Below are 24,993 nucleotides of genomic sequence, written 5' to 3'. Positions count from 1 at the left end.
GGCGCGCAGCTTGCGCTGGAAAAGGCCGAAGTATACCCGAGCGCTCGGGGCGCCGGGTCGCTATAATCGCCGGCTTTTGATACGCGAACGACGGGGAGAGGTGATGCGCGAGCAACTTTTGGCGGCCGAGAAGGTGACCGGAATCCGCTGGCAGGGCGGCGTTCTGCATCTGCTCGACCAGCGCCTGCTGCCGTCCCAGGAGCACTGGTTGGCCTGCGACACTGTCGCCCAGGTGGCCACCGCCATTCGCGACATGGCCGTGCGCGGCGCATCGGCCATCGGTATCGTGGCCGCGTATGGGCTGGTACTGGCCGCCGAGGAGCGTCTGGCCGAAGGTGGCGACTGGGAGATGGACCTCGAAGAGGATTTCATGCTCCTGGCCGAGGCGCGCCCTACCGCAGCCAACCTGTTCTGGGCCTTGAACCGGATGCGCGAGCGCCTGCAACGCCTGCGTCCCGACGAGAACGTGCTGGGCGCACTGGAAGCCGAGGCGCTGGCCATTCACGAAAGCGATCGCGAGGCCAACCTGACCATGGCTCAGCACGGCACCGAACTGATCCGCCGACACCAGGGCAATGCCCAGACGCTGCTGACCTACGGCAATGCCGGCGCCTTGGCCAGCGGCGGTTTCGGAACCGCGCTGGGGGTGATTCGCGCAGGCTTTCTGGAAGGCATGGTGGAGCGGGTGTACGCCGGGGAAACTCGCCCGTGGCTCCAGGGATCGCGGCTCACGGCCTGGGAGCTGGCCAACGAAGGCCTGCCGGTCACCCTGTGCGCCGATTCGGCCCTGGCGCACTTGATGAAGTCCAAGGGCATCACCTGGGTCGTGGTCGGCGCTGATTGCATCGCTGCCAATGGGGATGTGGCCAGCAAGATCGGCACTTATCAACTGGCGGTCAGCGCCATGCACCATGGTGTGCGCTTCATGGTGGTAGCCCCGAGCAGCAGTATCGACCTGAACCTGGAGACGGGGGACGACATCCCGCTTGAAGAGCGCGAGCCGGATGAACTGCTCGACTATGCCGGCACGCGGGTGGCACCGGAGGTGGAGGTATTCAATCCGGTCTTCGACGTGACCCCGGCGGACCTGATTGATGTGATCGTGACCGAGCGCGGCATCATCGAACGCCCGGATACCGCCAAGCTGGCGCAGATGATGTGCCGCAAGCGCCTTCACTGAAGGGCGGCGCAGCAGACCCTTCGTGCGCCATAGCCTGCCGCCGACCTAGCAGGTGTTCACGCGCGCCCAGGCGCACCTGCCCGGCGCGCTGTCGAGCGCGGGCCTGTGGGGCTCGCGGCTACCGTTCACCCCGGCGTGCACCGCTCGGCCAGGGCATGAATTCGCGGCCCGGCTGGCCACTTGCCGCATCTCCCACTACCCCTGCCGTTGTGGTAATATCCGGCAGTTTCCAAGACCCCGCTGTGCGGCGGTCTTCATTGCGCAGATCCATGGCACAACTCATTGATTTGTCGTAAGTCGTCGCAGGCGAGTGCACTGCGGCGGCGAGCTTCGTTCGGCCCTTGATGGCGCTGCGAAGTTTCACCAGAAAAAGGAATCAGGCTTCTCATGGGCGAACTGGCCAAAGAAATCCTCCCGGTCAATATCGAAGACGAACTGAGACAGTCTTACCTCGACTACGCGATGAGCGTGATTGTCGGGCGAGCGCTGCCCGATGCGCGTGACGGCTTGAAGCCCGTGCATCGCCGCGTTCTCTTTGCGATGAGCGAACTGGGCAACGACTGGAACAAGCCGTACAAGAAATCCGCCCGTGTGGTCGGTGACGTGATCGGTAAGTACCACCCGCACGGCGACACTGCGGTCTACGACACCATCGTGCGTATGGCCCAGCCTTTCTCGCTGCGCTACCTGCTGGTCGACGGCCAGGGCAACTTCGGTTCGGTGGACGGCGACAACGCCGCGGCCATGCGATACACCGAAGTGCGCATGGCCAAGCTGGCTCATGAGCTGCTGGCCGACCTGCACAAGGAAACCGTCGACTGGGTGCCCAACTACGACGGCACCGAGCAGATCCCGGCGGTCATGCCGACGCGTATTCCCAACCTGCTGGTCAATGGTTCCAGCGGCATCGCCGTGGGCATGGCCACCAACATTCCGCCGCACAACCTGGGCGAAGTCATCGATGGCTGCCTGGCGCTGATCGACAACCCGGACGTCACCATCGATGAGCTGATGCAGCACATCCCCGGTCCCGATTTCCCTACCGCAGGCCTGATCAACGGCCGCCAGGGCATCATCGAGGCCTATCGCACCGGCCGTGGCCGCATCTACATGCGGGCCCGCTCCCAGATCGAAGACATCGACAAGGTGGGCGGTCGTCAGCAGATCGTGGTGACCGAGCTGCCGTACCAGTTGAACAAGGCGCGCCTGATCGAGAAGATCGCCGAGCTGGTCAAAGAGAAGAAGATCGAGGGCATCACCGAGCTGCGCGACGAGTCCGACAAGGACGGCATGCGCATCGTCATCGAGCTGCGTCGCGGCGAGGTGCCGGAGGTGGTGCTCAACAACCTGTACTCGCAGACCCAGCTGCAAAGCGTGTTCGGCATCAACGTCGTGGCCCTGGTCGATGGCCGTCCGCGCCTGCTCAACCTCAAGGACCTGCTCGAAGCCTTCGTGCGCCACCGCCGCGAAGTGGTCACCCGGCGCACCGTGTTCGAACTGCGCAAGGCGCGTGAGCGCGGCCACATCCTTGAAGGCCAGGCGGTTGCGCTGTCCAACATCGACCCGGTCATCGCGATGATCAAGGCCTCGCCCACCCCGTCGGAGGCCAAGGAAGCCCTGGTGTCCACCGCCTGGGAATCGAGTGCCGTGCAGGTCATGGTCGAACGTGCCGGTGCCGATTCGTGCCGCCCGGCCGACCTGCCTGAACAGTACGGCCTGCGCGACGGCAAGTACTACCTGTCGCCGGAACAGGCCCAGGCGATCCTTGATCTGCGCCTGCACCGCCTGACTGGCCTGGAGCACGAGAAGCTGCTGGCCGAGTACCAGGAAATCCTGGAGCAGATCGGTGAGCTGATCCGCATTCTCAACAGCGCCGAGCGCCTGATGGAAGTGATCCGCGAAGAGCTCGAGGCGATTCGCGCCGAGTACGGCGATGCCCGCCGCACCGAGATCCTCAATGCCAGCCACGACCTCAACTACGGCGACATGATCCCCGAAGAAGAGCGCGTAGTGACCATTTCCCATGGTGGGTATGCCAAGACCCAACCATTGTCCGCCTACCAGGCCCAGCGCCGTGGCGGCAAGGGCAAGTCGGCCACCGGCGTGAAGGACGAGGACTACATCGAGCACCTGTTGGTCGCCAACAGTCACGCCACCCTGCTGCTGTTCTCCAGCAAGGGCAAGGTGTACTGGAAAAAGACCTACGAAATCCCCGAGGCATCTCGCGCTGCCCGTGGTCGCCCGCTGGTCAACCTGCTGCCGCTGGAAGAGGGTGAGCGCATCACCGCCATGCTGCAGGTCGATCTTGAGGCCTTGCAGCAGAACGCCGACCTTGAAGAAGAACTCGAAGACGCCGATGACGCCGTGCTCGAAGGCGAGCTGGTCGAAGTCGAGGAAGTGGACGAGGAAGAAGGCGACACCCCCGAGTGGGCGGCAGAGCCTACTGGCGCCTACATCTTCATGGCCACCGCTTCCGGCACTGTCAAGAAGACGCCGTTGGTCCAGTTTGCTCGTCCTCGCTCCAACGGCCTGATCGCCCTGAAGCTCAAGGAAGGTGACACCCTGATCGCTGCGGCCATCACCGATGGCGCCAAGGAAGTGATGATGTTCTCCGACGCTGGCAAAGTCATCCGCTTTGCCGAAAGCGTGGTGCGCGAAATGGGCCGTACCGCCCGCGGCGTGCGCGGCATGAAGCTGGGCAAGGGGCAGCAGATCATCTCGATGCTGATCCCGGAGTCCGGTGCGCAGATCCTCACCGCGTCCGAGCGTGGCTATGGCAAGCGTACCCCGCTGTCCAAGTTCCCTCGTCGCGGCCGTGGCGGCCAGGGCGTGATCGCCATGGGTACCAAGGGGCGCAATGGGTTGCTGATCGGCGCCATCCAGGTGCAGGAAGGTGAGGAAATCATGCTGATTTCCGATCAGGGCACACTGGTGCGTACCCGGGTCGGCGAGGTGTCCAGCCTGAGCCGTAACACCCAGGGCGTGACGCTGATCAAGCTGGCCTCCGACGAGACGCTGGTGGGCCTTGAGCGCATCCAGGAGCCGTCCGAGGAAGAGCTCGATGCGCTCATCGAGCTTGACGAGGAGGGCGTGGAGGCCCAGGCCCCTGACGAGCAAGATGCAGCGGGCGCCGAAGAAGCCCCGCAAGAGTAAGTGCGCTGAACCCGAACGGGGCGACCAAGGTCGCCCCGTTTGACTGATCAAGCCAGGCATTTGGCCTGCAAGGGCCCCAGGCAGGCCTGGGCCACCGAATTACGATGTTGTTCTATTTGGCAGAGCGAGAGTGGATGTGAGCAAACGAGCCTTTAACTTCTGCGCAGGCCCTGCCGCGCTTCCTGATGCCGTGCTGCAGCGCGCCCAGGCCGAGATGCTGGACTGGCACGGCAAGGGCCTGTCGGTCATGGAGATGAGCCATCGCAGCGACGACTACGTGGCCATCGCCGAGAAGGCCGAGCAGGACCTGCGTGACCTGCTGTCCATCCCCTCCAATTACAAGGTGCTGTTCCTGCAGGGCGGCGCCAGCCAGCAATTTGCCGAAATCCCGCTCAACCTGTTGCCTGAAGACGGCACCGCCGACTACATCGAGACCGGTATCTGGTCGAAGAAAGCCATCGAGGAAGCGCGCCGCTTCGGCAACGTCAACGTGGCTGCCAGCGCCAAGCCCTACGACTACCTGGCCATCCCTGGCCAGAACGAATGGAACCTGACCGCCAACGCAGCCTACGTGCACTATGCCTCCAACGAGACCATCGGTGGCCTGCAGTTCGACTGGGTGCCACAGACCGGCGATGTGCCGCTGGTGGTCGACATGTCCTCCGACATTCTCTCGCGCCCCATCGACGTGTCGCAGTTCGGCCTGATCTACGCAGGTGCCCAGAAGAACATCGGCCCCAGCGGGCTGGTGGTGGTCATCGTGCGTGAAGACCTGCTGGGCCATGCCCGCAGCAGCTGCCCGACCATGCTCGACTACAAGGTTTCGGCAGACAATGGCTCGATGTACAACACGCCTGCGACTTATGCCTGGTACCTCTCGGGCCTGGTCTTCGAGTGGTTGAAGGAGCAGGGCGGCGTGGACGCCATGGAGCAGCGCAACCGTGCCAAGAAAGACCTGCTGTACGGGTTCATCGATGCCAGCGCGTTCTACAGCAACCCGATCAGCGTCAATGCCCGGTCGTGGATGAACGTGCCGTTCCGCCTGGCCGACGAGCGTCTGGACAAGGCCTTCCTGGCCGGTGCCGACGCCCGTGGCCTGCTCAACCTCAAGGGACACCGGTCAGTCGGAGGCATGCGTGCATCCATCTACAATGCCTTGGGTCTGGATGCGGTCGAAGCCCTGGTGGCCTACATGGCTGAATTCGAGAAGGAGCACGGTTGATGTCCGAGCATGAACTGCAGGCGCTGCGTGTGCGCATCGACAGCCTCGACGAAAAGATTCTCGAGCTGATCAGCGAGCGTGCCCGCTGCGCCCAGGAAGTGGCCAAGGTCAAGACGGCGTCGTTGGCCGAGGGCGAGGCGCCGGTGTTCTATCGTCCCGAGCGCGAGGCTGCCGTGCTCAAGCGCGTGATGGAGCGCAACAAGGGCCCGCTGGACAACGAGGAGATGGCGCGGCTGTTCCGCGAGATCATGTCCTCGTGCCTGGCATTGGAAGAGCCGCTCAAGATCGCCTACCTGGGCCCTGAAGGCACCTTTACCCAGGCCGCCGCCATGAAGCATTTCGGTCATGCGGTAGTCAGCCGCCCGATGGCGGCCATCGACGAGGTGTTCCGCGAAGTGGCGGCCGGGGCCGTGAACTTCGGCGTGGTGCCGGTGGAAAACTCCACCGAAGGCGCAGTGAGCCACACCCTGGACAGCTTCCTCGAGCACGACATGGTGATCTGTGGCGAAGTGGAGCTGCGTATTCACCACCATCTGCTGGTGGGCGAGAACACCAAGACCGACAGTATCAGCCGCATCTACTCCCATGCCCAGTCATTGGCCCAGTGCCGTAAGTGGCTCGATGCCCACTACCCCAATGTCGAGCGGGTAGCGGTGTCGAGCAACGCCGAGGCTGCCAAGCGGGTCAAGGGTGAGTGGAACTCGGCGGCCATCGCCGGCGACATGGCGGCCAACCTGTACGGGCTGACCCGCCTTGCCGAGAAAATCGAGGACCGCCCGGACAACGCCACGCGGTTCCTGATGATTGGCAGCCAGGAAGTGCCGCCCACTGGGGACGACAAGACCTCGATCATCGTCTCGATGAGCAACAAGCCCGGTGCCCTGCACGAGCTGTTGGTGCCGTTCCACCAGAACGGCATCGACCTGACCCGCATCGAGACCCGGCCTTCGCGCAGTGGCAAGTGGACGTATGTCTTCTTCATCGACTTCGTCGGTCATCACCGCGATCCGTTGATCAAGGCAGTGCTCGAACAGATCAGCCAGGAGGCGGTGGCGCTGAAAGTGCTGGGGTCTTATCCGAAGGCGGTGCTTTGAAGCGCAACCTTCCGGGCCGATGCATGGCCCCGTAAGTCCTCAAGGACTGCCTCGATTTTCGTACAGGGTTCATACCAGTGGTAAAAGCAGCAAAAACCAAACCCGCCCCGATCATCGACCGCCTGGTGGTGGTCGGTCTCGGTCTGATCGGTGGCTCGTTCGCCAAAGGCCTGCGTGAAAGTGGCCTGTGCCGCGAAGTGGTCGGCGTCGACCTCGATGCGCCTTCGCGCAAGCAGGCCGTTGCCCTGGGCGTGGTCGATCGCTGCGAAGAGGACCTGGCCACGGCCTGCCTTGGCGCCGACGTGATCCAGCTGGCCGTGCCGATCCTGGCCATGAAGAAAGTCCTGGCGCGCCTGGCCCGGCTCGATCTGGGTGAGGCCGTGATCACTGACGTCGGCAGCGCCAAGGGTAACGTCGTGCGCGAAGCGCGTTCGGTCCTTGGCGAGCGCTTGTCGCGCTTCGTGCCTGGCCACCCCATCGCCGGCTCCGAGCAGAGCGGGGTGGAGGCGTCCAACGCCAGCCTGTTTCGTCGGCATAAGGTCATCCTCACGCCGCTGGCCGAAACCGACCCTGCTGCGTTGGCCCTGGTCGATCGCCTGTGGCGTACGCTGGAGGCTGACGTTGAGCATATGCCCGTCGAGCGCCACGACGAAGTGCTGGCTGCGACCAGCCACTTGCCACACCTGCTGGCCTTCGGGCTGGTCGATTCGCTGGCCAAGCGCAATGAAAACCTGGACATCTTCCGGTACGCTGCGGGAGGCTTTCGCGATTTCACAAGAATCGCCGGTAGCGACCCGACCATGTGGCATGACATCTTTCTCGCCAACCGCGACGCTGTCCTGCGCACACTCGATACATATCGCAGTGATCTCGACGCCTTGCGCGACGCGATCGCTGAAGGGGACGGGCACCAGCTGCTGGGTGTTTTCACCCGCGCTCGGTTTGCCCGCGAGCATTTCAGTAAAATCCTGGCCCGCCGGGCCTATGTGGACGCTATGAACGCCAACGATCTGATTTTCCTGGCCCAACCCGGTGGCCGCCTGAACGGGCGAATCCGCGTACCGGGCGACAAGTCGATTTCCCATCGCTCGATCATGCTCGGCTCGCTGGCCGAAGGCACCACCGAGGTCGAGGGTTTCCTCGAAGGTGAAGATGCCCTGGCGACCTTGCAGGCATTTCGCGACATGGGCGTCGTCATCGAAGGCCCCCATCAGGGCCGCGTGACCATCCATGGTGTCGGTCTGCACGGCCTGAAGCCGCCGCCGGGTCCACTGTACGTGGGTAACTCCGGCACCTCGATGCGCCTGCTGTCGGGCCTGCTGGCCGGCCAGTCGTTCGACGTCACCATGACCGGCGACGCCTCGCTTTCCAAGCGCCCGATGAACCGGGTGGCCAACCCGCTGCGCGAAATGGGCGCCGTGGTCGAGACCGGCCCCGAAGGCCGTCCGCCGCTGACCATTCGCGGCGGCAAGCCGCTCAAGGGCCTGACCTACACGCTGCCGATGGCCAGCGCCCAGGTCAAATCCTGCCTACTGCTGGCCGGCCTGTACGCCGAGGGGCGCACCACCGTCACCGAGCCGGCGCCAACGCGCGACCACACTGAGCGCATGCTGCGCGGTTTCGGATACCACGTGCAGTCCGATGGCCCGGTCGCCTCGTTGCAGTCCGGCGGCAAACTCACCGCCACCCGCATCGAGGTGCCGGCCGATATCTCGTCTGCAGCGTTCTTCCTGGTGGCGGCATCCATTGCCGAGGGGTCGGAACTGGTGCTCGAACATGTCGGCATCAACCCGACCCGCACCGGCGTCATCGACATCCTGCGCCTGATGGGCGGCGACATCACCCTGGAGAACCAGCGTGAGGTGGGCGGTGAGCCGGTGGCGGACCTGCGTGTGCGCGGTGCCAAGCTCAAGGGTATCGAGATCCCGGAGGCGCTCGTGCCACTGGCCATTGACGAATTCCCCGTGCTGTTCGTCGCCGCTGCCTGCGCCGAAGGGCGTACCGTGCTGCGCGGTGCCGAAGAACTGCGCGTGAAAGAGTCCGACCGCATCCAGGTGATGGCCGATGGCCTGCTCACTTTGGGCATCCAGTGTGAGCCCACCCCCGATGGCATCATCATCGACGGCGGGCAACTGGGCGGCGGTGAGGTGCATGGGCACGGTGACCACCGCATCGCGATGGCCTTCAGCGTCGCATCGCTGCGCGCCAGCGCGCCGATTCGTATCCATGACTGCGCCAACGTCGCCACTTCGTTCCCCAACTTCCTGTCGCTGTGCGCTGAGGTTGGCATCCGCGTGGCCGAAGAGGGCAAGTCGTGAGCGCCTTGACGCCAGTCATTACTATCGACGGGCCCAGTGGTTCCGGCAAGGGGACCGTGGCCGGTCTGATGGCGCGCGAGCTGGGCTGGCGGCTGCTGGATTCGGGCGCGCTGTACCGTCTGCTGGCCTTCAATGCCAGCAACCATGGCGTGGACCTGACCAACGAGGAGTTGCTGACTCAGCTTGCCGCCCATCTGGATGTGCAATTCATTGCCGCCGAGCCCGGTAAACTGCAGCAGATCATTCTCGAGGGTGAGGATGTCAGCAACGTGATTCGCACCGAGACCGTCGGTGCCGGTGCTTCCATGGTTGCTTCGCTGCCTGCGGTGCGCGATGCGCTGCTGGTGCGCCAGCGCGCCTTTCGCGAGGCCCCAGGCCTGATTGCCGATGGCCGTGACATGGGCACGGTGGTGTTTCCGGACGCGCCGCTGAAGGTATTTCTGACCGCCAGTGCCGAGGAACGTGCCCGCCGCCGTTACCTTCAGTTGAAGGGCAAGGGTGAAGATGTTAGTCTGTCGAGTCTGCTGGATGAGATTCGTGCGCGTGACGAGCGCGACACCCAACGTGCAGTGGCCCCGCTCAAACCAGCGGCCGATGCCATTCAGTTGGACTCAACCGAGTTGTCCATCGAGCAGGTGTTGCAACGTATCAGGAGCGAGCTCGCCTTGCGCGATCTCCTCTGATAACCAGGAAGGCAGGCAGGGGCACCAGTCAACGTCCTGCCCGCTTTCCTTTATCTAAACGAAACCCACATTGTCTGGAATGTGGCGATGGGCGTCTGTTTCGCCCGAATCTACAGGAATTAAAATGAGCGAAAGCTTTGCAGAACTCTTTGAAGAAAGCCTGAAAACCCTCAATCTTCAGCCGGGTGCGATCATCACCGGTATCGTTGTCGACATCGACGGCGACTGGGTTACCGTACACGCTGGCCTGAAGTCCGAGGGCGTCATCCCGCTCGAGCAGTTCTACAACGAAGCTGGCGAGCTGACCATCAAGGTCGGTGACGAAGTGCACGTTGCGCTGGACGCGGTCGAAGACGGCTTTGGCGAAACCAAGCTGTCCCGTGAAAAAGCCAAGCGCGCCGAGTGCTGGATTGTTCTGGAAGCAGCTTTCGCCGCCGAAGAAGTGGTCAAGGGCGTTATCAACGGTAAGGTTAAGGGCGGCTTCACTGTCGACGTTAACGGCATCCGTGCGTTCCTGCCGGGCTCCCTGGTTGATGTCCGCCCAGTGCGCGACACCACCCACCTGGAAGGCAAAGAGCTGGAATTCAAGGTCATCAAGCTCGACCAGAAGCGCAACAACGTTGTCGTTTCCCGTCGCAGCGTGCTGGAAGCCGAGAACTCCGCCGAGCGCGAAGCCCTGCTGGAAACCCTGCAGGAAGGCCAGCAAGTCAAAGGTATCGTCAAGAACCTCACCGACTACGGCGCATTCGTGGACCTGGGCGGTATCGACGGCCTGCTGCACATCACCGACATGGCTTGGAAGCGTATCAAGCACCCATCGGAAATCGTTAACGTTGGCGACGAAGTCGACGTACGCGTTCTGAAGTTCGACCGCGAGCGCAACCGCGTTTCGCTGGGTCTGAAGCAGATGGGCGAAGATCCGTGGGTAGCTATCACTGCCCGTTACCCAGAAGGTACTCGCGTACAGGCTCGCGTAACCAACCTGACCGACTACGGCTGCTTCGCTGAGCTGGAAGAAGGCGTTGAAGGTCTGGTACACGTTTCCGAAATGGACTGGACCAACAAGAACATCCACCCGTCGAAAGTCGTTCAGGTTGGCGACGAAGTGGAAGTCATGGTTCTGGACATCGACGAAGAGCGTCGTCGTATCTCCCTGGGCATCAAGCAGTGCAAGTCCAACCCATGGGAAGACTTCTCCGGCCAGTTCAACAAGGGTGACAAGATCACCGGTACCATCAAGTCGATCACCGACTTCGGTATCTTCATTGGTCTGGACGGCGGCATCGACGGCCTGGTTCACCTGTCCGACATCTCCTGGAACGAAACCGGCGAAGAAGCCGTACGTCGTTTCAAGAAGGGCGACGAGCTGGAAACCGTCATCCTGTCGGTCGATCCAGAGCGCGAGCGCATCTCCCTGGGCATCAAGCAGCTGGAAGACGATCCGTTCTCCAACTTCGTTGCTGTCAATGACAAGGGCGCTATCGTCAAGGGCATCGTGAAAGAAGTTGACGCCAAAGGTGCCATCGTCACCCTGGCCGACGACATCGAAGCCACTCTGAAAGCTTCCGAAATCAGCCGTGACCGCGTTGAAGACGCGCGTAACGTTCTGAAGGAAGGCGAAGAGATCGAAGCCAAGATCATCAGCGTTGACCGCAAATCGCGTGTCATCAGCCTGTCGATCAAGTCCAAGGACGACGCTGAAGAGCGTGAAGCCATCCAGAGCCTGAAAAACGCTCCGGAAGCGGCTGCCGATACCACCATGGCTGCGCTGCTGCGCGAAGCAATGGCCAAGCAGAACTGAGTTCTGTTTGATCGGTAAAAAGGGCGACCCTCGGGTCGCCCTTTTTTATGGGCGTCATCTTCGCCTCGTTTAGGGCGTGTCCCTACGTTTTTCGTGGTTGAACTCGCTTGCCTCAACCCGCTAAGGTCCCGACCTTGATTTTCGAGAGACAACCATGGGCTATCTGATCATCGTTGCGCTTATCCAGGCGTTCTCTTTCAGCTTGATAGGCGAGTACCTGGCCGGCCACGTCGACAGCTATTTTGCCGTGCTTGCACGCGTGGTGCTGGCGGGCCTGGTCTTTCTGCCGTTGACCCGATGGCGGCAGGTAGAACCGCGCTTTGTCCGCTCGATGCTGCTGATAGGTGCCTTGCAGTACGGCATCACCTACGTGTGCCTTTACTTGAGCTTTCGCGTGCTCAGCGTACCTGAGGTATTGCTGTTCACCATTCTTACGCCGTTGCACGTGACCCTGATCGAAGATGCCATGAACCGGCGGTTCAACCCATGGGCGCTGCTGGCAGCGCTGGTGGCCGTAGCCGGCGCGGCGGTGATTCGCTTCGACAGCATCAGTGGCGAATTCTTCATGGGTTTCCTGTTGCTGCAGCTGGCCAACTTCACGTATGCCGCGGGCCAAGTGTTGTATCGGCATCTGGTTGCCCGTTTTCCCAGTGACCTGCCGCACTATGCGCGGTTCGGCTATTTCTACCTGGGGGCACTGTTGGTGGTCCTACCTGCGTTTGTGTTGTTCGGCAACAGCGCACACCTGCCCAGCACGTCGGTGCAGTGGGGCGTGTTGGTGTTTCTGGGGCTGTGCCCCACGGCGCTGGGCCTGTACTGGTGGAATAAGGGTGCTTGCCTGGTATCGGGTGGCACGCTCGCCGTGATGAACAACCTGCACGTGCCGGTGGGGCTGCTGCTCAACCTGCTGATCTGGAACCAGCATGAACCGCTTGGGCGGCTTCTGGCAGGCGGAGCCATCATTCTGGGATCAGTATGGTTGAGTCGTTTCAGTGCACGGGCACAGGCCCCAATGCCCGGCAAAGCCTGACATGCATACCGTTTTCGTGATTGTCGCACCGATCTTTGCGTTGATCATCGTCGGCTACCTGTGCCGCCGTACCCATAAACTGGGCGACAAGGCAGCGGCCGAAATCAACAAGATGGTGGTCTGGCTGTGCCTGCCGGCCTTGCTGTTCAAGGTCACCGCCACGGCCACCTGGGCTGAAATCTGGCACCCTGGGTTCATCGCCGCATTTGGCGCCGGGGCCCTGGCGATGTTTGCGATTACCCTGCTATGGCGGCTGCGCGGCGGCCATGGATTAGTGGCGTCGAGCATCGATGGGCTGAGTGCCGGCTACGCCAACACCGGCTACATCGGCATTCCCTTGTGCTTGCTGCTGTTCGGTCAGCCTGGCTTGCAACCAGCGCTGATTTCATCGTTGATTGTGGTCTGCCTGGTATTTGCCCTGTCGCTGATGCTGATCGAAATCGGCTTGCAGGATGAGCCCGAAGTGGGCCGCGCCGTGGGTCTGGTGCTCAAGGCGTTGGCCAAAAACCCGCTGGTCGTCGCGCCGCTGGCAGGTGCAGCGTGGGCCATGACCGGGCTGGGGCTGACCGAACCGGTGATGCACTTGCTCGACATGCTCGCATTGGCCACCACGCCCTGTGCATTGGTGTCGCTCGGAGCCTTTCTGGCAGAGAAACAGCCGCGCGCACAGGCCAGCCCCTGGCCGCTGGTGGCGTTGAAATTGATCGGCCAGCCGGCACTGACCTGGGTGCTGGCGTACAAGGTGTTTCACCTGCCCGACATGTGGGCCGCCTCGGCCGTGCTGCTGGCTGCACTGCCCACCGGTACTGGGCCGTTCATGCTGGCGGAGTACTACAACCGGGATGCGGGCTTGATCTCCAGGACCATTCTCTGGTCAACGGTGGTCTCACTGCTGACCTTGACGGCGCTGCTTTACCTTTTGGGGTATGCGCAGTGAATGAGCGGTTCGAACGCTCAGAGATTCCGATCGCGTTCAGCGACATGCTGGCCGGGACCTGAACACTGAGGGTGAGGCGCTGGTCCAGAACGCCTCACCGACACGGCTGCTTGACCGCCGGGTAGGTCGCTAGCGCACCAGCAGCCAGATCAAGGCCACCACGAATACCACGCCAGCCACGATCATCCAGCGCGGCCGGCTGTTTTGCTGTGGCTGCGCCTGGGCGTGGGGCCGGGTGTGCGTCTGCTCCTCGTCAGGTTCAGCGGGTCGCGCCTGCGGGGCAGGGGCGTGCGGCGCTGCAAGCGGCACCTCCTCCCCGCGCAACAATCGCACCAGTCGCGGCCAGCCTGCCTGCTCGGCCAGTTGCAACGGCGTTTGACCCAGCGGGTTGAGCGCCGAGGTGTCGGCCCCGTGCTCAAGCAGAGCGCTCACCACCGGGTAGTTGCCCGCCAGCGTTTCGCGGTGCAGCAGCAACCAACCGCCCTCATCGGGATCGGTCACCATGGCAGGATGTTGCACCAGTGCATCGTGCACCTGCGCCACCATGTTCACGGCCATGGGATGGTCAGCCTCTTCCAGCCGCTTGAGCGCTTCGGCGTCAGCGGGAGTATCCAGGGCCCGCGAGAGCAATACCTGAGGTTGCCCTTTGGGTGCCGGTACGAGCGTCACGAAACCGGGCTCACCAAATTCCAGGCCCCACGCCGCATCGTGTTCAGCACGTTCGGTTGCGGGCATCTCGCTGCGCATTGCATCGATGGTGAAGCCTCCATAGACCTCACCGGCAGACACGTACATCCAGTCAGTGAGCGCCGAAAACGGCAGCGTCACACGCTGCGCTGCATCGAAGCCCGTAGCCCATTCCGGTTCGTTGAGCAGTACGCCGCTGATCGAGACGCCGTCGAACGCCACTTCGCTGAGCCACATGTTCTCGACGGTTGGCAGTTCCGGGTCGTCGCCCTGGACCGGGAAAGCCATCTTCACGGCGGCCATTTCCAGGCCCTTGATGATCCGGCGCGCCTCCCAGGAGAGCTCGCGCCAGAAGAACTTGAACGTGGCCTGTGCATTGGCGATGGCGGCTTGAAGGGCAGGGCTGTTGTCGTCGGCCGGGTAGATGATTTGCTCGGTCATGGGGTACATCCGTGTGAGTGCGCGTTGATGACGAGGAGTATCAAGGTCATCTGACCGAAGAGCAGGGAGCTGGTTCGAGAGGCTGGCGAGCCTTGAACACAGCCGCCTGGCTTAAGCCTCGCTCATTTCCTCCAGATGCCGCGGCATCGGCTCCTGCACGGGCGCATTGTGCCCGGCCAGGCCTACGCGCATGTCATTGCCACTGGGCTGCTGATACAAGCTCAACCCGAACTCCGGCAGCACCGCCAACAGGTAATCGAAGATGTCCCCTTGGATGCGCTCGTACTCGGCCCACACCGTGGTGGTGGTGAAGCAGTAGATTTCCAGCGGCACGCCTTCTGCCGTGGTCTGCATCTGGCGGACCATGCAGGTCATGTTCGCGTGCACGTCGGGATGGTTTCTCAGGTAGGCCAGAGCGAAGGCGCGGAAGGTGCCGATGTTGGTCAGCTTGCGGCGGTTGGCCGAGAGTTCCGCCACCGGCCCCAAGGCTTCGTTCCAGCTTTGCAGCTCCTGACGCTTGCCGGCCAGGTAGTCACCCAGCAGGCGCACCTGGCCCAGGCGCTGTTCCTCTTCTCGGGTCAGAAAACGGACCCCGGCGGCATCGATGAACAGGCTGCGCTTGATGCGCCGGCCGCCTGACTGCTGCATGCCACGGTAGTTGCGGAACGATTCGCTCATCAGGCGCCAGGTGGGGATGGAAACGATGGTCTTGTCGAAGTTCTGTACCTTGACCGTGTGCAGGGTAATGTCCACCACATCGCCATCGGCGCCGACCTGCGGCATTTCGATCCAGTCGCCGACGTGCAACATGTCGTTGCTGGTCAGCTGCACGCTGGCCACGAACGACAAGAGCGTGTCCTTGTACACCAACAGCAGCACGGCCGACATCGCGCCCAGGCCAGACAGCAGCAGCAACGGCGAACGGTCGATCAGGGTAGCGACGATGACGATGGCCGCGAAGATCCACAGCATCATCTTGGCCAGTTGCACATACCCCTTGATGGAGCGAGTGCGGGCGTGCTCGGTGCGGGCATAGATGTCGAGCAGGGCATCGAGCAGGCACGACAGGGCCATGGTCATGAACAGCAACGTGAAGGCCAACGCCAGGTTGCCCAGAAAGTGCTGGGCGGTGTCGGACAGCTCCGGCACCAGCTTGAGCCCGAACTGCAGCACCAGCGACGGTGTGGTCTGCGCCAGGCGGTGGAAGACCTTGTTGTGACGCAAGTCGTCGAGCCATTTCAGGGCTGGCTGGCGTGCCAGCAGGCGGGCGCCGTGCAGCACCAGAAAGCGCGCCAGGCGCCCTAGAATCAGCGATATCACCAGCAATACGGCCAGGCCGATGGCGGCGTGCAGCATGGGGTGTTGGTCGAGTGTGCCCCACAGGTCGAGGGAGTCGCGCCAGAAGCGTTGGATGTCCATGGGCTTGCTTACAGTCTTGTTGCCAAACGAAGCGTTATTAGAACGCGGATGGGCAGGCCCATGCCAAAAGAAATTCGGCTAAATCGCTAGAAAACGTTACCCTATGCAGCTGATTTCCGTACTTGCCTGAGGTTACCTCCGTGTTCTCCCAATTCGCCTTGCACGAACGCCTGCTCAAAGCCGTGGCCGAGCTTAAATTCGTCGAGCCTACCCCGGTGCAGGCCGCCGCCATTCCCCTGGCGCTGCAAGGGCGGGACCTGCGTGTCACCGCGCAGACCGGCAGTGGCAAGACGGCAGCGTTCGTTCTGCCGCTGCTCAATCGTCTGGTCGATCTGCGCGAGCGTCGTGTGGAGATTCGCGCGCTGATCCTGCTGCCTACCCGTGAGCTGGCACAGCAGACCCTCAAGCAGGTGCAGCTGTTCTCGCAGTTCACCTACATCAAGTCGGGCCTGGTGACAGGGGGCGAAGACTTCAAGGAACAGGCCGCCATGCTGCGCAAGGTGCCGGACGTGCTGATCGGCACACCGGGCCGTTTGCTTGAGCAGCTCAACGCCGGCAACCTCGACCTGTCCCACGTCCAGGTGCTGATCCTGGACGAAGCCGACCGCATGCTCGACATGGGCTTCGCCGAAGACATGGAGCGCCTGTGCAAGGAATGCGAAAACCGCGAGCAGACCCTGCTGTTCTCGGCCACTACCGGCGGCGCGGCCTTGCGCGACATGATCGGCAAGGTCCTGAAGGACCCTGAGCACCTGATGCTCAACAGCGTGTCACAATTGGCCGAGGGCACTCGCCAACAGATCATCACCGCCGACCATGACCAGCACAAAGAGCAGATCGTGCAATGGCTGCTGGCCAACGAAACCTTCGACAAGGCGATCATCTTCTCCAATACCCGCGCCATGGCCGACCGTATCTACGGTCACCTGGTCGCCAAGGACGTCAAGGCGTTCGTGCTGCATGGCGAGAAGGACCAGAAAGACCGCAAGCTGGCCATCGAGCGCTTCAAGCAGGGCAGCTCCAAGGTGTTGGTCGCCACCGACGTGGCCGCGCGGGGCCTGGACATCGATGGGCTGGACCTGGTCATCAACTTCGACATGCCACGCAGCGGCGATGAATACGTGCACCGGGTGGGCCGTACCGGGCGCGCCGGCGGCGAAGGCCTGGCGATCTCGCTGATCACCCATAACGACTGGAACCTGATGTCCAGCATCGAGCGCTACCTCAAGCAGCAGTTCGAGCGCCGGGTCATCAAGGAAGTCAAGGGCACCTATAGCGGGCCCAAGAAGGTCAAGGCGTCTGGCAAGGCTGCCAGTACCAAAAAGAAGAAGACGGACAAGAAAGGTGGTGACAAGAAGGCCACTGCCAAGCGCAAGCCTACGGCCACGCCCAAGGCCAACGCACCGTTGACCAGCTCCGATGGGCTCGCACCGTTGAAGAAGCGCAAGCCCTCAGCCGAGTAATACCAGGGGTCTGGGCCAGGGCAGCGCTCAGCGCTGCTCTGGCCTAACGTCCCTGTATCATCCTGCCTTTTTCTCGGCCGCTTTCAATTCCTTGATACGCGTGTCGATCAACTGACACTTGTCCGGCAAGTCCTTGCTGGCGGTTCCCAGCTGCATGCCTTGCAGTTCCTCGTTGATTTCCTTGGCCTTCGCCGGGTTCTGTTCGGTCAGTTGAGCCACCAGCCCAGCCAGTTCCTCGCGTTTTTGCGTCGCTTCTTCCGGCGTGCATGCCCAGGCGGGCACCGCGCTGCACAAGGTAACCAGGCAAGTAATACGCAGCAGTGGTTTCATCCTTTAGCCCTCCGGCGTTGTTGATGGACGGTTGAGGTGCAGCGAACCGATTGGTTCACAGCCTTGGATGAATGGGCAGAAGCTGGCGTGGTTTCTTGCAGCTAATGCACGCGACCTTCAGGCCATTTGCGTGGAACGTGCGAAGATTCGGAAGGTCCCAAGCCTGTGTACATCCTCGACGCACACCAGGAGGTAATCGCATGCGTACTGTCTATAACTGGGACCTGATCGAACGCTTGTTGCATGAAGTACAAAACGGTAGCGGGCAGAACTTCACGCCTCGCCCTTATGCCGAAGCGCATGCCGCTGATCTGGCGGCCAAGGGGGAGCCGGTCGGTGACCTGGATCGCCTCAAAACCCAGGCCTGCGACTATGAGAAGCTGCTTCTGGAGCGAGGCTATATTCAAAGCCGCCCGGAAGAGGAGGGTGGTAACGGCGAGAACTTCGTACTGACCGAGCGAGGGTCGCGCCTGATGAGCCTGATCGACAGCAGCATTCCAGGCTTTGAACACCCGCGGCAAGTGCTGGACGATCAGGAAGATGCGTTGGATGAACGCACCTTCGAGCACGTCTCGTCCAAGGCGCAGATTGCCGGTGGTGCCATTTAAGGCTGGCCAGTGAGGCATGCGTGAATCGATAATCTCCTGTCCCTCTCTTCAGGTGAATCACTGCGCATGCCTTTGTACCGTCTCGAGGTCCGCCGATGAGCGTGGCCCGCAAGAACCCCGATGCCTTCGCGTTCCAGGTCATGGTGGTGCTCTGCCTGATCTGGGGCAGCCAGCAGGTGCTGATAAAAACGGCCGCCGTGGACATTGCCCCGGTGATGCAGGCAACCCTGCGCAATTGCATCGCTGCGGTGCTGGTCGGGTTGATGGTGCTTTGGCGCGGCGACTGGAAGCAGATGGGGGTGACCTGGCGCGCGGGTGTACTGGCGGGTGGGTTGTTCGGGCTTGAGTTTCTGTTCATTGCCGAAGGGCTCAAGCTGACCACGGCCGCGCACATGTCAGTGTTCCTGTACACAGCGCCAATCTTCACCGCCCTTGGCCTGCATTTCATGCTGCCCAGCGAACGGCTGAGGTTGTTGCAGTGGCTGGGTATACTGCTGGCGTTCGTGGGCATTGCAATGGCCTTTGCGGGTGGGACGTCATGGGCCAACATGGACGGACGCACCTTGCTGGGAGATGCCTTCGGGGTACTGGCCGGCTTGGCGTGGGGCGCGACCACGGTCGTGGTCAGGGGGTCGCGGCTTTCCGAGGCGCCGGCAACCCTTACCCTGTTCTATCAGCTAGCCGTAGGTTTCGTCGGTTTACTGCTCATTGGGCTGATCACGGGGCAGGCCGGCGATGTGGTCATGACGCCGCTGGCGGTTGGGAGCGTGTTGTTTCAGGGCGTAATCGTCTCGTTCATCAGCTACCTGACCTGGTTCTGGCTGTTGCGCAAATACCTGGCATCGAACCTGGCTGTGTTTTCATTCATCACGCCCCTGTTCGGCGTCACCTTCGGGGTGTTGATCCTGGGCGAGCCGCTGACCGTGAATTTCGTACTTGGCGCTGTGCTGGTGCTCTTGGGGGTGGTTCTGGTAAGTGCCGAGCCCTGGGTACGGCAGCAATTGCGCAAATGGGTCGGATGAGGGGGCAAGCAGTAACATAGGGAAACGATTGGCGGTGCCAGGAAATCCCCCAAACGGCTTGATCGGCGTCACAATCACCCCCATCTGTAAGATCAGATATAGGCGTCAGCCGATACATGCGGCTATGATCTGTGTAAGGCAGCGCCGAACTGATTCGCCGTTAGGCTTACCCGTAAAGGGGGCATTATGAATAAAGCACTGTACAACTGGCTCCACGACCTTGGGGTTGCCTTGGGTTTGATTCCGCCGCCCTTGCAGCCGGTTCCCATACCGACTGACGAAAAGCAGCGCCCTCGCCAGCCACGACGCCGCTGAGCGAGCGAAGGCCGTTCTCCCCTTTTTGGGTAGAGCGGCTTTTTTGTTCCGATCAGCGTTTCTGCTCCCGGCACGTCCGCTGCTAGGCTCCGTCTGTTCAGGCGGCTTAATGCCGCCTGATGCAACCCCGCTCCGCCCCCTGTCATGCCTCCCGCTTCATGCGCTCATCCCCGTTCATTGCGACCTGTTTCAGCCAGCTGCGACATTGGGTTAAACATTGCGTTGATGTATTTCGTCAGGATGCAATAATTTCCTGCGGCTACGGCCTCCTATTTGAAAGCGCTCTGCTACATATCAACCTTGCGCCTATTTTTCTCACATTTTCATCCTGCAAGGATCGCCGAAGATGCGCACGAACCTGCCCGTCACCGAGCACGAAAGAACCTTCCCCGGCGATCAGCGCCTGATCTCGACCACCGATCTGGATAGCCGAATCACCTACTGCAACGAAGCGTTCGTGGCCATCAGTGGCTTCACCTATGACGAGTTGGTGGGTCAGCCCCACAATTTGGTACGTCACCCGGATATGCCCGCCGCGGTGTTTGGCCATATGTGGGACACCATCAAGCAGGGCAAGCCCTGGATGGGAATCGTCAAAAACCGGGCAAAGAACGGTGACTATTACTGGGTCAGTGCCTATGTCACGCCCATCTACGAACAAGGCCGCGTCAGTGGTTACGAGTCAGTGCGTTCAGTGCCCAGCCGCGCGCAGATCGCACGTGCCGAGCGCCTGTACGCACGCCTGCGCAGTGACCGCGCCGCGTTGCCTTGGGTGGCACGTGTGCGTCAGCGCCTGGGGACTGGCTGGCCGCTTGCCGCCGCCGGGGTGATATCGGCGTTCGCCTATGCCAGCCTGCCGGCCTACGCTGCGCTGGCGATACTGATGACCAGTCTGCTGCTGGCCTGGTACATCATCGAACGCCAGCACAGCCAAGCCATCCAGCGCACGCTGGCCGCACACCCCAAGGCTTTCACCAGCCCGCTGGTGGCGCTGACCTATAGCGCCAGCCCCGGGCTGCATGGGCAAATGGACCTGGCCATCCTGAGTGAAGAAGCACGCCTGCAAACGGCCCTGACCCGGCTTGAGGATGCAGGCGTGGGGGTCAAGGACCGGGCGTCACAATCCTCGAAATTGTCAGACACCCAGGCCGCGATGCTTGACCGTCAGCGCAGTGAAACGGATCAATCGGCCACTGCCATCGCCGAGATGGCAGCCACCATCCAGCAGGTCACGCAGAACGTTCAGAACACGGCCCATGCTGCCGGTGACGCCGATCAGCTCGCTCAGCGCGGCAGCGAGCTGGCCCAGCAGAGCCTGCACGCCATGGACAGCATGAGCGAGGCGGTCAGTGACATTGGCCAGGCCGTCAATGCGCTCGCTCAGCAGACCCAGTCCATCGGCAGCGTGGTCGATGTGATCACTGCCATTGCCGAGCAGACCAACCTGCTGGCACTCAACGCTGCTATCGAAGCAGCCCGTGCGGGAGAGCAAGGGCGGGGGTTTGCCGTGGTGGCCGACGAGGTCCGTTCGCTGGCCCAGCGTACCCGCACCTCGACCGAGGAAATTCACCAGATCATCGCCACCCTGCGCGCCGGTGCCGAGCGGGCGGTGAGTTCCGCCGGCCACGGTGAACGCATCGCGCGCGACAGCAGGCAAAGCGTCGAGGCCGTGCAGAACGCGCTGGTCGGCATCGCCCAGGCGGTCAGCAGGATCACAGGCATGAGCCAGCAGATGGCTGCCGCTTCCGAACAGCAAAGCCATGTGGCCGAGGACATCAACCAGCAGATCACGCGCATTGCCCAGTTGTGCGATCAAAGCGCCGGGCAGGCACGGCAAGGCGCGCAAATCAGCCAGGACCTCGAACGCATGGCCGACTACCTCTATGGCTTGGCCGAGCGCTTCAATCGCTGATCGCCAATGCCTGCGTTGGGCGCGCTTTGGCCTGAAGGCGTGCCAGTTGATCTGCGATTGTGTGGCACACTGCGCGGCCAAGGAGATCCCATGTCCAGACCCCGCTGCGAGCGCTGCCTGCGCCCCCTCGACCATTGCCTCTGCGCCTTGATACCTGCGATCAGCAGCAGGACCCGCGTGTTGCTGCTGCAGCACCCAAGCGAGGCGTCTCATGCGCTGAACACGGCTCGCCTGGCAGCGCTTGGCCTGGTCAATGCCCAGTTGCACGTAGGTGAGGTATTCAAGGACCTGGATCAATGGCTGGCAATGCCAGGTTATCGGCCAGTGGTGTTGTTCCCGGGCGCGGACTCACAAGCGCTCGGGCCTTACACGCAGACCGACGGCATGCCGTTGTTGCTGGTCGTGCCGGACGGCACCTGGCGCAAGGCGCGCAAGTTGATGTACCTCAACCCGCTGCTGGCGGCTCTGCCGAAAGTAACCCTAGGGAATGTGACGCCGTCACGCTACCGACTGCGCAAGGCCCCGGAGGCAGGCGCGCTATCGACCATCGAGGCGGTGGTGCAGGCCTTGAACGTGCTCGAGCAACCGGTCAGCTTCGACGCCGTGCTGGCGCCGTTCGAAGGCCTGATCGAAGGGCAGATCCAAGCCATGGGGGCAGGCACCTACCAGCGTAATCATCGCAAGGACACAGGGGCGCCCTGAACGGCGCCCCGGTGCAATCAGCGCATCTCGGGCAGATGGGCTTCGGTGCGCACCTCGGTGGCAGCATAGGCGTCAGGCGGCAGCGAGATGCGCTGCTTGCTCAACAGCTCGCCCATGGTGGCCAGTACCCGGTAGCGGGAATAGGCCTCGGTGTAACGTACCTCGGTGTAACGACGGTCGGCGTTGTACAGCTCGTTCTCACTGTCGAGCACGTCAAGCAGGGTGCGCTGGCCAAGGCCAAACTGGTCCTGGTAGGCAGCACGTACCCGTTTGGTGGTGTCGGCGTATTCGCGCGCGGTAGGCAACTGCTTGCTGGCGTTGTTCAAGGCGTTCCAGGCCAGGCTCAGGTTTTCGGTCAGCTCGCGCAGTGCATTGTTGCGAATGTCCATAGCCTGGTTGATCTTGTGCGCATCGGAGTTCAGGCGTGCCTTGTCGCTGCCACCGCGGAACAGGTTGTAGTTCATCTCTACGCCTGCCTGCCAGTCGTTGTTGCTGTGGCCTTTTTCACCGCCGGTGTTGTTGTTGGCACCGGTGGCCAGAATGGCATCAAAGCGCGGGTAGAAGGTCGACTTGGCAACCTTGTACTGCTCTTCGGCAGCGTTCACGTCTGCCTGTGCCGACTTGATGTAGGGGTTGTTCTGGCGCATGCCTTCGCGTGCTTCTTCCAGCGTTGCAGGCATCTGCACGGCAACCGCTTGCGGGTCTTCCAGCTCATCCGGCACACGGCCTACGACGCTGAAGAAGTTGGCCTCGGCATCGGCCAGGTCGACCTCTGCGGTATCCAGGTTGTTTTCCGCCAGGGCGCGACGGGCACGGGACTGGTCTAGGTCAGCCGTGCTGCCTACGCCCCGTTCGTTGCGCAGGCCGATCTGGTCGTTCACTCGCAGGTGGGCTTGCAGGTTGTTCTTGGCAAGGCTCACCAGTTCGCGGCGCTTGAGCACTTCCAGGTAGACCTCGATGGCGCGCAAGGCAACGTCCTGAGCCACCGCCTGGGTGTAGTACGCACGGGAAGTGGAGACCGCTTGGGTGCGGCCCACCTCGCTGGAGGTGTTGAACCCATCGAAGATCATCTGCCGCAGGCGCAGGTCGGCCTGGGAGTAGTTGAGGGTTTCTTTGTTATGACGACCTTCTGCGCGCGTATTGGCGTTGTCAGAGCGCTGACGGCCGTAGCCCGCCACCAAGTCGACGGAGGGGTAGTAGCCGCCACGGGCGAACTTCACATCTTCATCAGCAGACAACTTGCTGTTGCGGTTCGAGCTGACCTGGGGGTGGTAGTCCACGGCGCTTTGGACAGCTTCGGTGATCGACATCGCCTGCACGTGGGCACTTGCCAGAGCCAACAGCAACGCGCTGGTGATGGGGTTCAAAAGACGCATGGGTACCTCTCCCTGATCCTGGTTTTTCCTGCAGATCGCCAAAAAAATGACTATATTTTGATGCCGTATAGTGTTGCAGGTTTTTAAGCCCACAGCTAAGTACATTCACTGGAATGAGTAAGAAGATTTATTCATATCAACGTGCCATGTTCGACATTAATTGTCTAACGATTAGTAGGGTTGCTGCTGAGTCAGGCGCCACTCGGCGCCGTCCAGATGGCGCTGGACATGGGCTACAGGCAGTTCCAGAACGGATTTAGATAAAAAACCAGCACGGAAGGCCAAATTGATATTTGGCGACAAATTATTGTCACTTACGCGGTGTATAGGTTTTTTGTCGAAGAATGTAGACAGTGACGCCCACCGCACTGGCCAGCATGAACAGCCGTGCCCAAGGAAACGCAACCAGGTAGCAGGAAACGGCGATACTCAACCACATCAGGCCTAGGGCGTAAGCCTTGGCTTTGAGCGGCATCCCCTCGCCCCCGAGATAGCCCCTGATCCAGGGCCCCAGGCGAGGGTGGTTGACCAACCAGTTGTGAAAGCGCGGCGAGCTGCGGGCAAAACACGCCGCTGCCAGCAGGAGAAACGGCGTGGTCGGCAGTACCGGCAGGAAGATGCCGACCACGCCCAGCGCCACGCTCAGCCAGCCGATGGCCAGCAACAGGTAGCGCATGCCAGCTTAGTGGTGACGGGGCTTGAGCAGTGCCGGTTTCTCTTCCGGAGCATGCAGCAGCAGGAACAGCGCGGTCAGGGCCTCGGGAATCTGCACGATCATGTCGTCCTGGAGGCTGGCATTACTGGCGATGTCGGCAAATTCAGGCTGCTCGTCGAACAGGCCAGAACCGACCATGATCGGTAGCAGCATCTCGCTCACTTCTTCCTCGGCGTTCTCGAACCAGGCTTCCTCACGCAGGAAAACCCCTTCCATGAAGCCGATGCACCAGCCGCGCAGGTCGGAGTCGTCTGGGTCATCGCCCAGATCCAGGTCGCACGGCAGTTCGAACTCGTCATCGCTGGCCAACTGGCGCGCGATATGGCCTTTGAGGGCAACCAGGGTGACTTCGATCTCCTCGCGCTGGGCCTCGCTGGCGTAGTGCGGTTCTTCGGCGAACAAGGCGTCGATCCATTCGCGCTCGGGCACCTCCTCGGCGTTGATCGACAAGGCAGTGAGGTAGCCGTGGGCGGCGACATAGTCCAGCGCTTCTTCGTGCAGCTCATCGGCGTCGAGGAAGGCTTGCAGGCGGGTCAGTTGCTCGGCGAAGGACATTACGGGGCTACCTTGGGAATAAACGATACC

General features: G+C 62.0%; 21 protein-coding genes. 15 read left to right on the top strand and 6 right to left on the bottom strand.

All coding sequences use genetic code 11. The features are described 5' to 3' along the window. Nucleotides 1-103: 103 nt before the first annotated feature. The 9 genes from mtnA to B2S33_RS10915 all read left to right on the top strand — a co-directional run bounded on the left by mtnA (nucleotide 104) and on the right by B2S33_RS10915 (nucleotide 13,418). Nucleotides 104-1,180, top strand: a complete 1,077-nt coding sequence (mtnA, locus tag B2S33_RS10955; RefSeq protein WP_288650270.1) for an S-methyl-5-thioribose-1-phosphate isomerase — start codon at nucleotides 104-106, stop codon at nucleotides 1,178-1,180. Nucleotides 1,181-1,567: 387 nt separating this feature from the next. Next, nucleotides 1,568-4,333 carry a DNA gyrase subunit A gene (gyrA, locus tag B2S33_RS10950; RefSeq protein WP_027915875.1) on the top strand — a complete coding sequence of 922 codons (2,766 nt, stop codon included), beginning with the start codon at nucleotides 1,568-1,570 and terminating at the stop codon, nucleotides 4,331-4,333. A gap of 136 nt (nucleotides 4,334-4,469) precedes the next feature. Then, entirely contained in the window at nucleotides 4,470-5,555 is a 1,086-nt protein-coding gene (gene serC, locus B2S33_RS10945) for a 3-phosphoserine/phosphohydroxythreonine transaminase (protein WP_023533733.1), read from the top strand. Then, the gene (pheA, locus tag B2S33_RS10940; RefSeq protein ID WP_023533762.1) at nucleotides 5,555-6,649 is read left to right on the top strand and encodes a prephenate dehydratase; all 1,095 of its coding nucleotides are present in this window, start codon (nucleotides 5,555-5,557) and stop codon (nucleotides 6,647-6,649) included. Before serC ends, pheA begins: the two co-directional genes overlap by 1 nt. Nucleotides 6,650-6,759: 110 nt before the next feature. Further along, nucleotides 6,760-8,967 carry a bifunctional prephenate dehydrogenase/3-phosphoshikimate 1-carboxyvinyltransferase gene (locus B2S33_RS10935; protein ID WP_288650278.1) on the top strand — a complete coding sequence of 736 codons (2,208 nt, stop codon included), beginning with the start codon at nucleotides 6,760-6,762 and terminating at the stop codon, nucleotides 8,965-8,967. Beyond that, nucleotides 8,964-9,650 (top strand): (d)CMP kinase, encoded by a 687-nt coding sequence (cmk, locus tag B2S33_RS10930; RefSeq protein ID WP_023533778.1) that lies wholly within the window; start codon nucleotides 8,964-8,966, stop codon nucleotides 9,648-9,650. Before B2S33_RS10935 ends, cmk begins: the two co-directional genes overlap by 4 nt. A 124-nt stretch (nucleotides 9,651-9,774) precedes the next feature. Further along, nucleotides 9,775-11,451: a 30S ribosomal protein S1 gene (gene rpsA, locus B2S33_RS10925; RefSeq protein WP_003252673.1), complete on the top strand. Its 1,677-nt coding sequence runs from the start codon at nucleotides 9,775-9,777 to the stop codon at nucleotides 11,449-11,451. Between the two features lie 154 nt (nucleotides 11,452-11,605). Beyond that, nucleotides 11,606-12,481 carry a carboxylate/amino acid/amine transporter gene (locus tag B2S33_RS10920; RefSeq protein ID WP_111475164.1) on the top strand — a complete coding sequence of 292 codons (876 nt, stop codon included), beginning with the start codon at nucleotides 11,606-11,608 and terminating at the stop codon, nucleotides 12,479-12,481. Between the two features lies 1 nt (nucleotide 12,482). Next, the gene (locus tag B2S33_RS10915) at nucleotides 12,483-13,418 is read left to right on the top strand and encodes an AEC family transporter (protein ID WP_280076748.1); all 936 of its coding nucleotides are present in this window, start codon (nucleotides 12,483-12,485) and stop codon (nucleotides 13,416-13,418) included. Nucleotides 13,419-13,547: 129 nt separating this feature from the next. On the opposite strand, the gene B2S33_RS10910 is transcribed toward B2S33_RS10915, so the two are convergent. Both B2S33_RS10910 and B2S33_RS10905 read right to left on the bottom strand, forming a co-directional pair. After that, complete coding sequence (locus B2S33_RS10910) at nucleotides 13,548-14,546, bottom strand: DUF2314 domain-containing protein (RefSeq protein ID WP_280076749.1); 999 nt, start codon at nucleotides 14,544-14,546, stop codon at nucleotides 13,548-13,550. A gap of 111 nt (nucleotides 14,547-14,657) precedes the next feature. After that, entirely contained in the window at nucleotides 14,658-15,965 is a 1,308-nt protein-coding gene (locus B2S33_RS10905; protein ID WP_132578678.1) for a mechanosensitive ion channel family protein, read from the bottom strand. Between the two features lie 140 nt (nucleotides 15,966-16,105). On the opposite strand from B2S33_RS10905, the gene B2S33_RS10900 reads away from it, so the two are divergent. Beyond that, nucleotides 16,106-17,428, top strand: a complete 1,323-nt coding sequence (locus tag B2S33_RS10900) for a DEAD/DEAH box helicase (protein WP_288650264.1) — start codon at nucleotides 16,106-16,108, stop codon at nucleotides 17,426-17,428. A 57-nt stretch (nucleotides 17,429-17,485) separates the two neighbouring features. Here B2S33_RS10900 and B2S33_RS10895 read toward each other — a convergent pair whose 3' ends face one another. After that, nucleotides 17,486-17,758, bottom strand: coding sequence for a hypothetical protein (locus tag B2S33_RS10895; protein ID WP_023533746.1), 273 nt, complete (start codon nucleotides 17,756-17,758; stop codon nucleotides 17,486-17,488). 200 nt (nucleotides 17,759-17,958) lie between these two features. Here B2S33_RS10895 and B2S33_RS10890 point away from each other — a divergent pair, with 200 nt between their 5' ends. The 5 genes from B2S33_RS10890 (at nucleotide 17,959) to B2S33_RS10870 (ending at nucleotide 22,317) form a co-directional block, all read left to right on the top strand. Beyond that, complete coding sequence (locus B2S33_RS10890) at nucleotides 17,959-18,366, top strand: hypothetical protein (protein ID WP_027915884.1); 408 nt, start codon at nucleotides 17,959-17,961, stop codon at nucleotides 18,364-18,366. 95 nt (nucleotides 18,367-18,461) lie between these two features. Then, nucleotides 18,462-19,388: a DMT family transporter gene (locus B2S33_RS10885; protein ID WP_027915885.1), complete on the top strand. Its 927-nt coding sequence runs from the start codon at nucleotides 18,462-18,464 to the stop codon at nucleotides 19,386-19,388. Nucleotides 19,389-19,574: 186 nt separating this feature from the next. Next, complete coding sequence (locus tag B2S33_RS10880) at nucleotides 19,575-19,703, top strand: PA1414 family protein (RefSeq protein WP_023533827.1); 129 nt, start codon at nucleotides 19,575-19,577, stop codon at nucleotides 19,701-19,703. A 346-nt stretch (nucleotides 19,704-20,049) separates the two neighbouring features. Further along, a complete protein-coding gene (locus tag B2S33_RS10875; RefSeq protein WP_197874276.1) occupies nucleotides 20,050-21,615 on the top strand; it encodes a methyl-accepting chemotaxis protein in 1,566 nt (521 codons plus the stop codon). Nucleotides 21,616-21,705: 90 nt separating this feature from the next. Then, nucleotides 21,706-22,317: a tRNA-uridine aminocarboxypropyltransferase gene (locus tag B2S33_RS10870; RefSeq protein WP_027915887.1), complete on the top strand. Its 612-nt coding sequence runs from the start codon at nucleotides 21,706-21,708 to the stop codon at nucleotides 22,315-22,317. 17 nt (nucleotides 22,318-22,334) lie between these two features. Here the strand turns inward: B2S33_RS10870 and B2S33_RS10865 are convergent, their stop codons facing one another. The 3 genes from B2S33_RS10865 to B2S33_RS10855 form a co-directional block, all read right to left on the bottom strand. Beyond that, entirely contained in the window at nucleotides 22,335-23,693 is a 1,359-nt protein-coding gene (locus B2S33_RS10865) for a TolC family outer membrane protein (RefSeq protein ID WP_023533803.1), read from the bottom strand. 310 nt (nucleotides 23,694-24,003) lie between these two features. Continuing rightward, the gene (locus B2S33_RS10860) at nucleotides 24,004-24,369 is read right to left on the bottom strand and encodes a YbaN family protein (RefSeq protein ID WP_028688035.1); all 366 of its coding nucleotides are present in this window, start codon (nucleotides 24,367-24,369) and stop codon (nucleotides 24,004-24,006) included. A 6-nt stretch (nucleotides 24,370-24,375) separates the two neighbouring features. After that, a complete protein-coding gene (locus B2S33_RS10855; protein ID WP_059183734.1) occupies nucleotides 24,376-24,963 on the bottom strand; it encodes a UPF0149 family protein in 588 nt (195 codons plus the stop codon). Nucleotides 24,964-24,993: the final 30 nt, after the last annotated feature.

It is taken from the genome of Pseudomonas sp. UBA5568, from assembly GCF_002425525.1.
GTDB classification, from domain to species: Bacteria; Pseudomonadota; Gammaproteobacteria; order Pseudomonadales; family Pseudomonadaceae; genus Aquipseudomonas; species Aquipseudomonas fulva.
The sequence above is the reverse complement of the archived record's forward strand: the minus strand, read 5'-3'. Positions and strand labels throughout refer to the sequence as shown.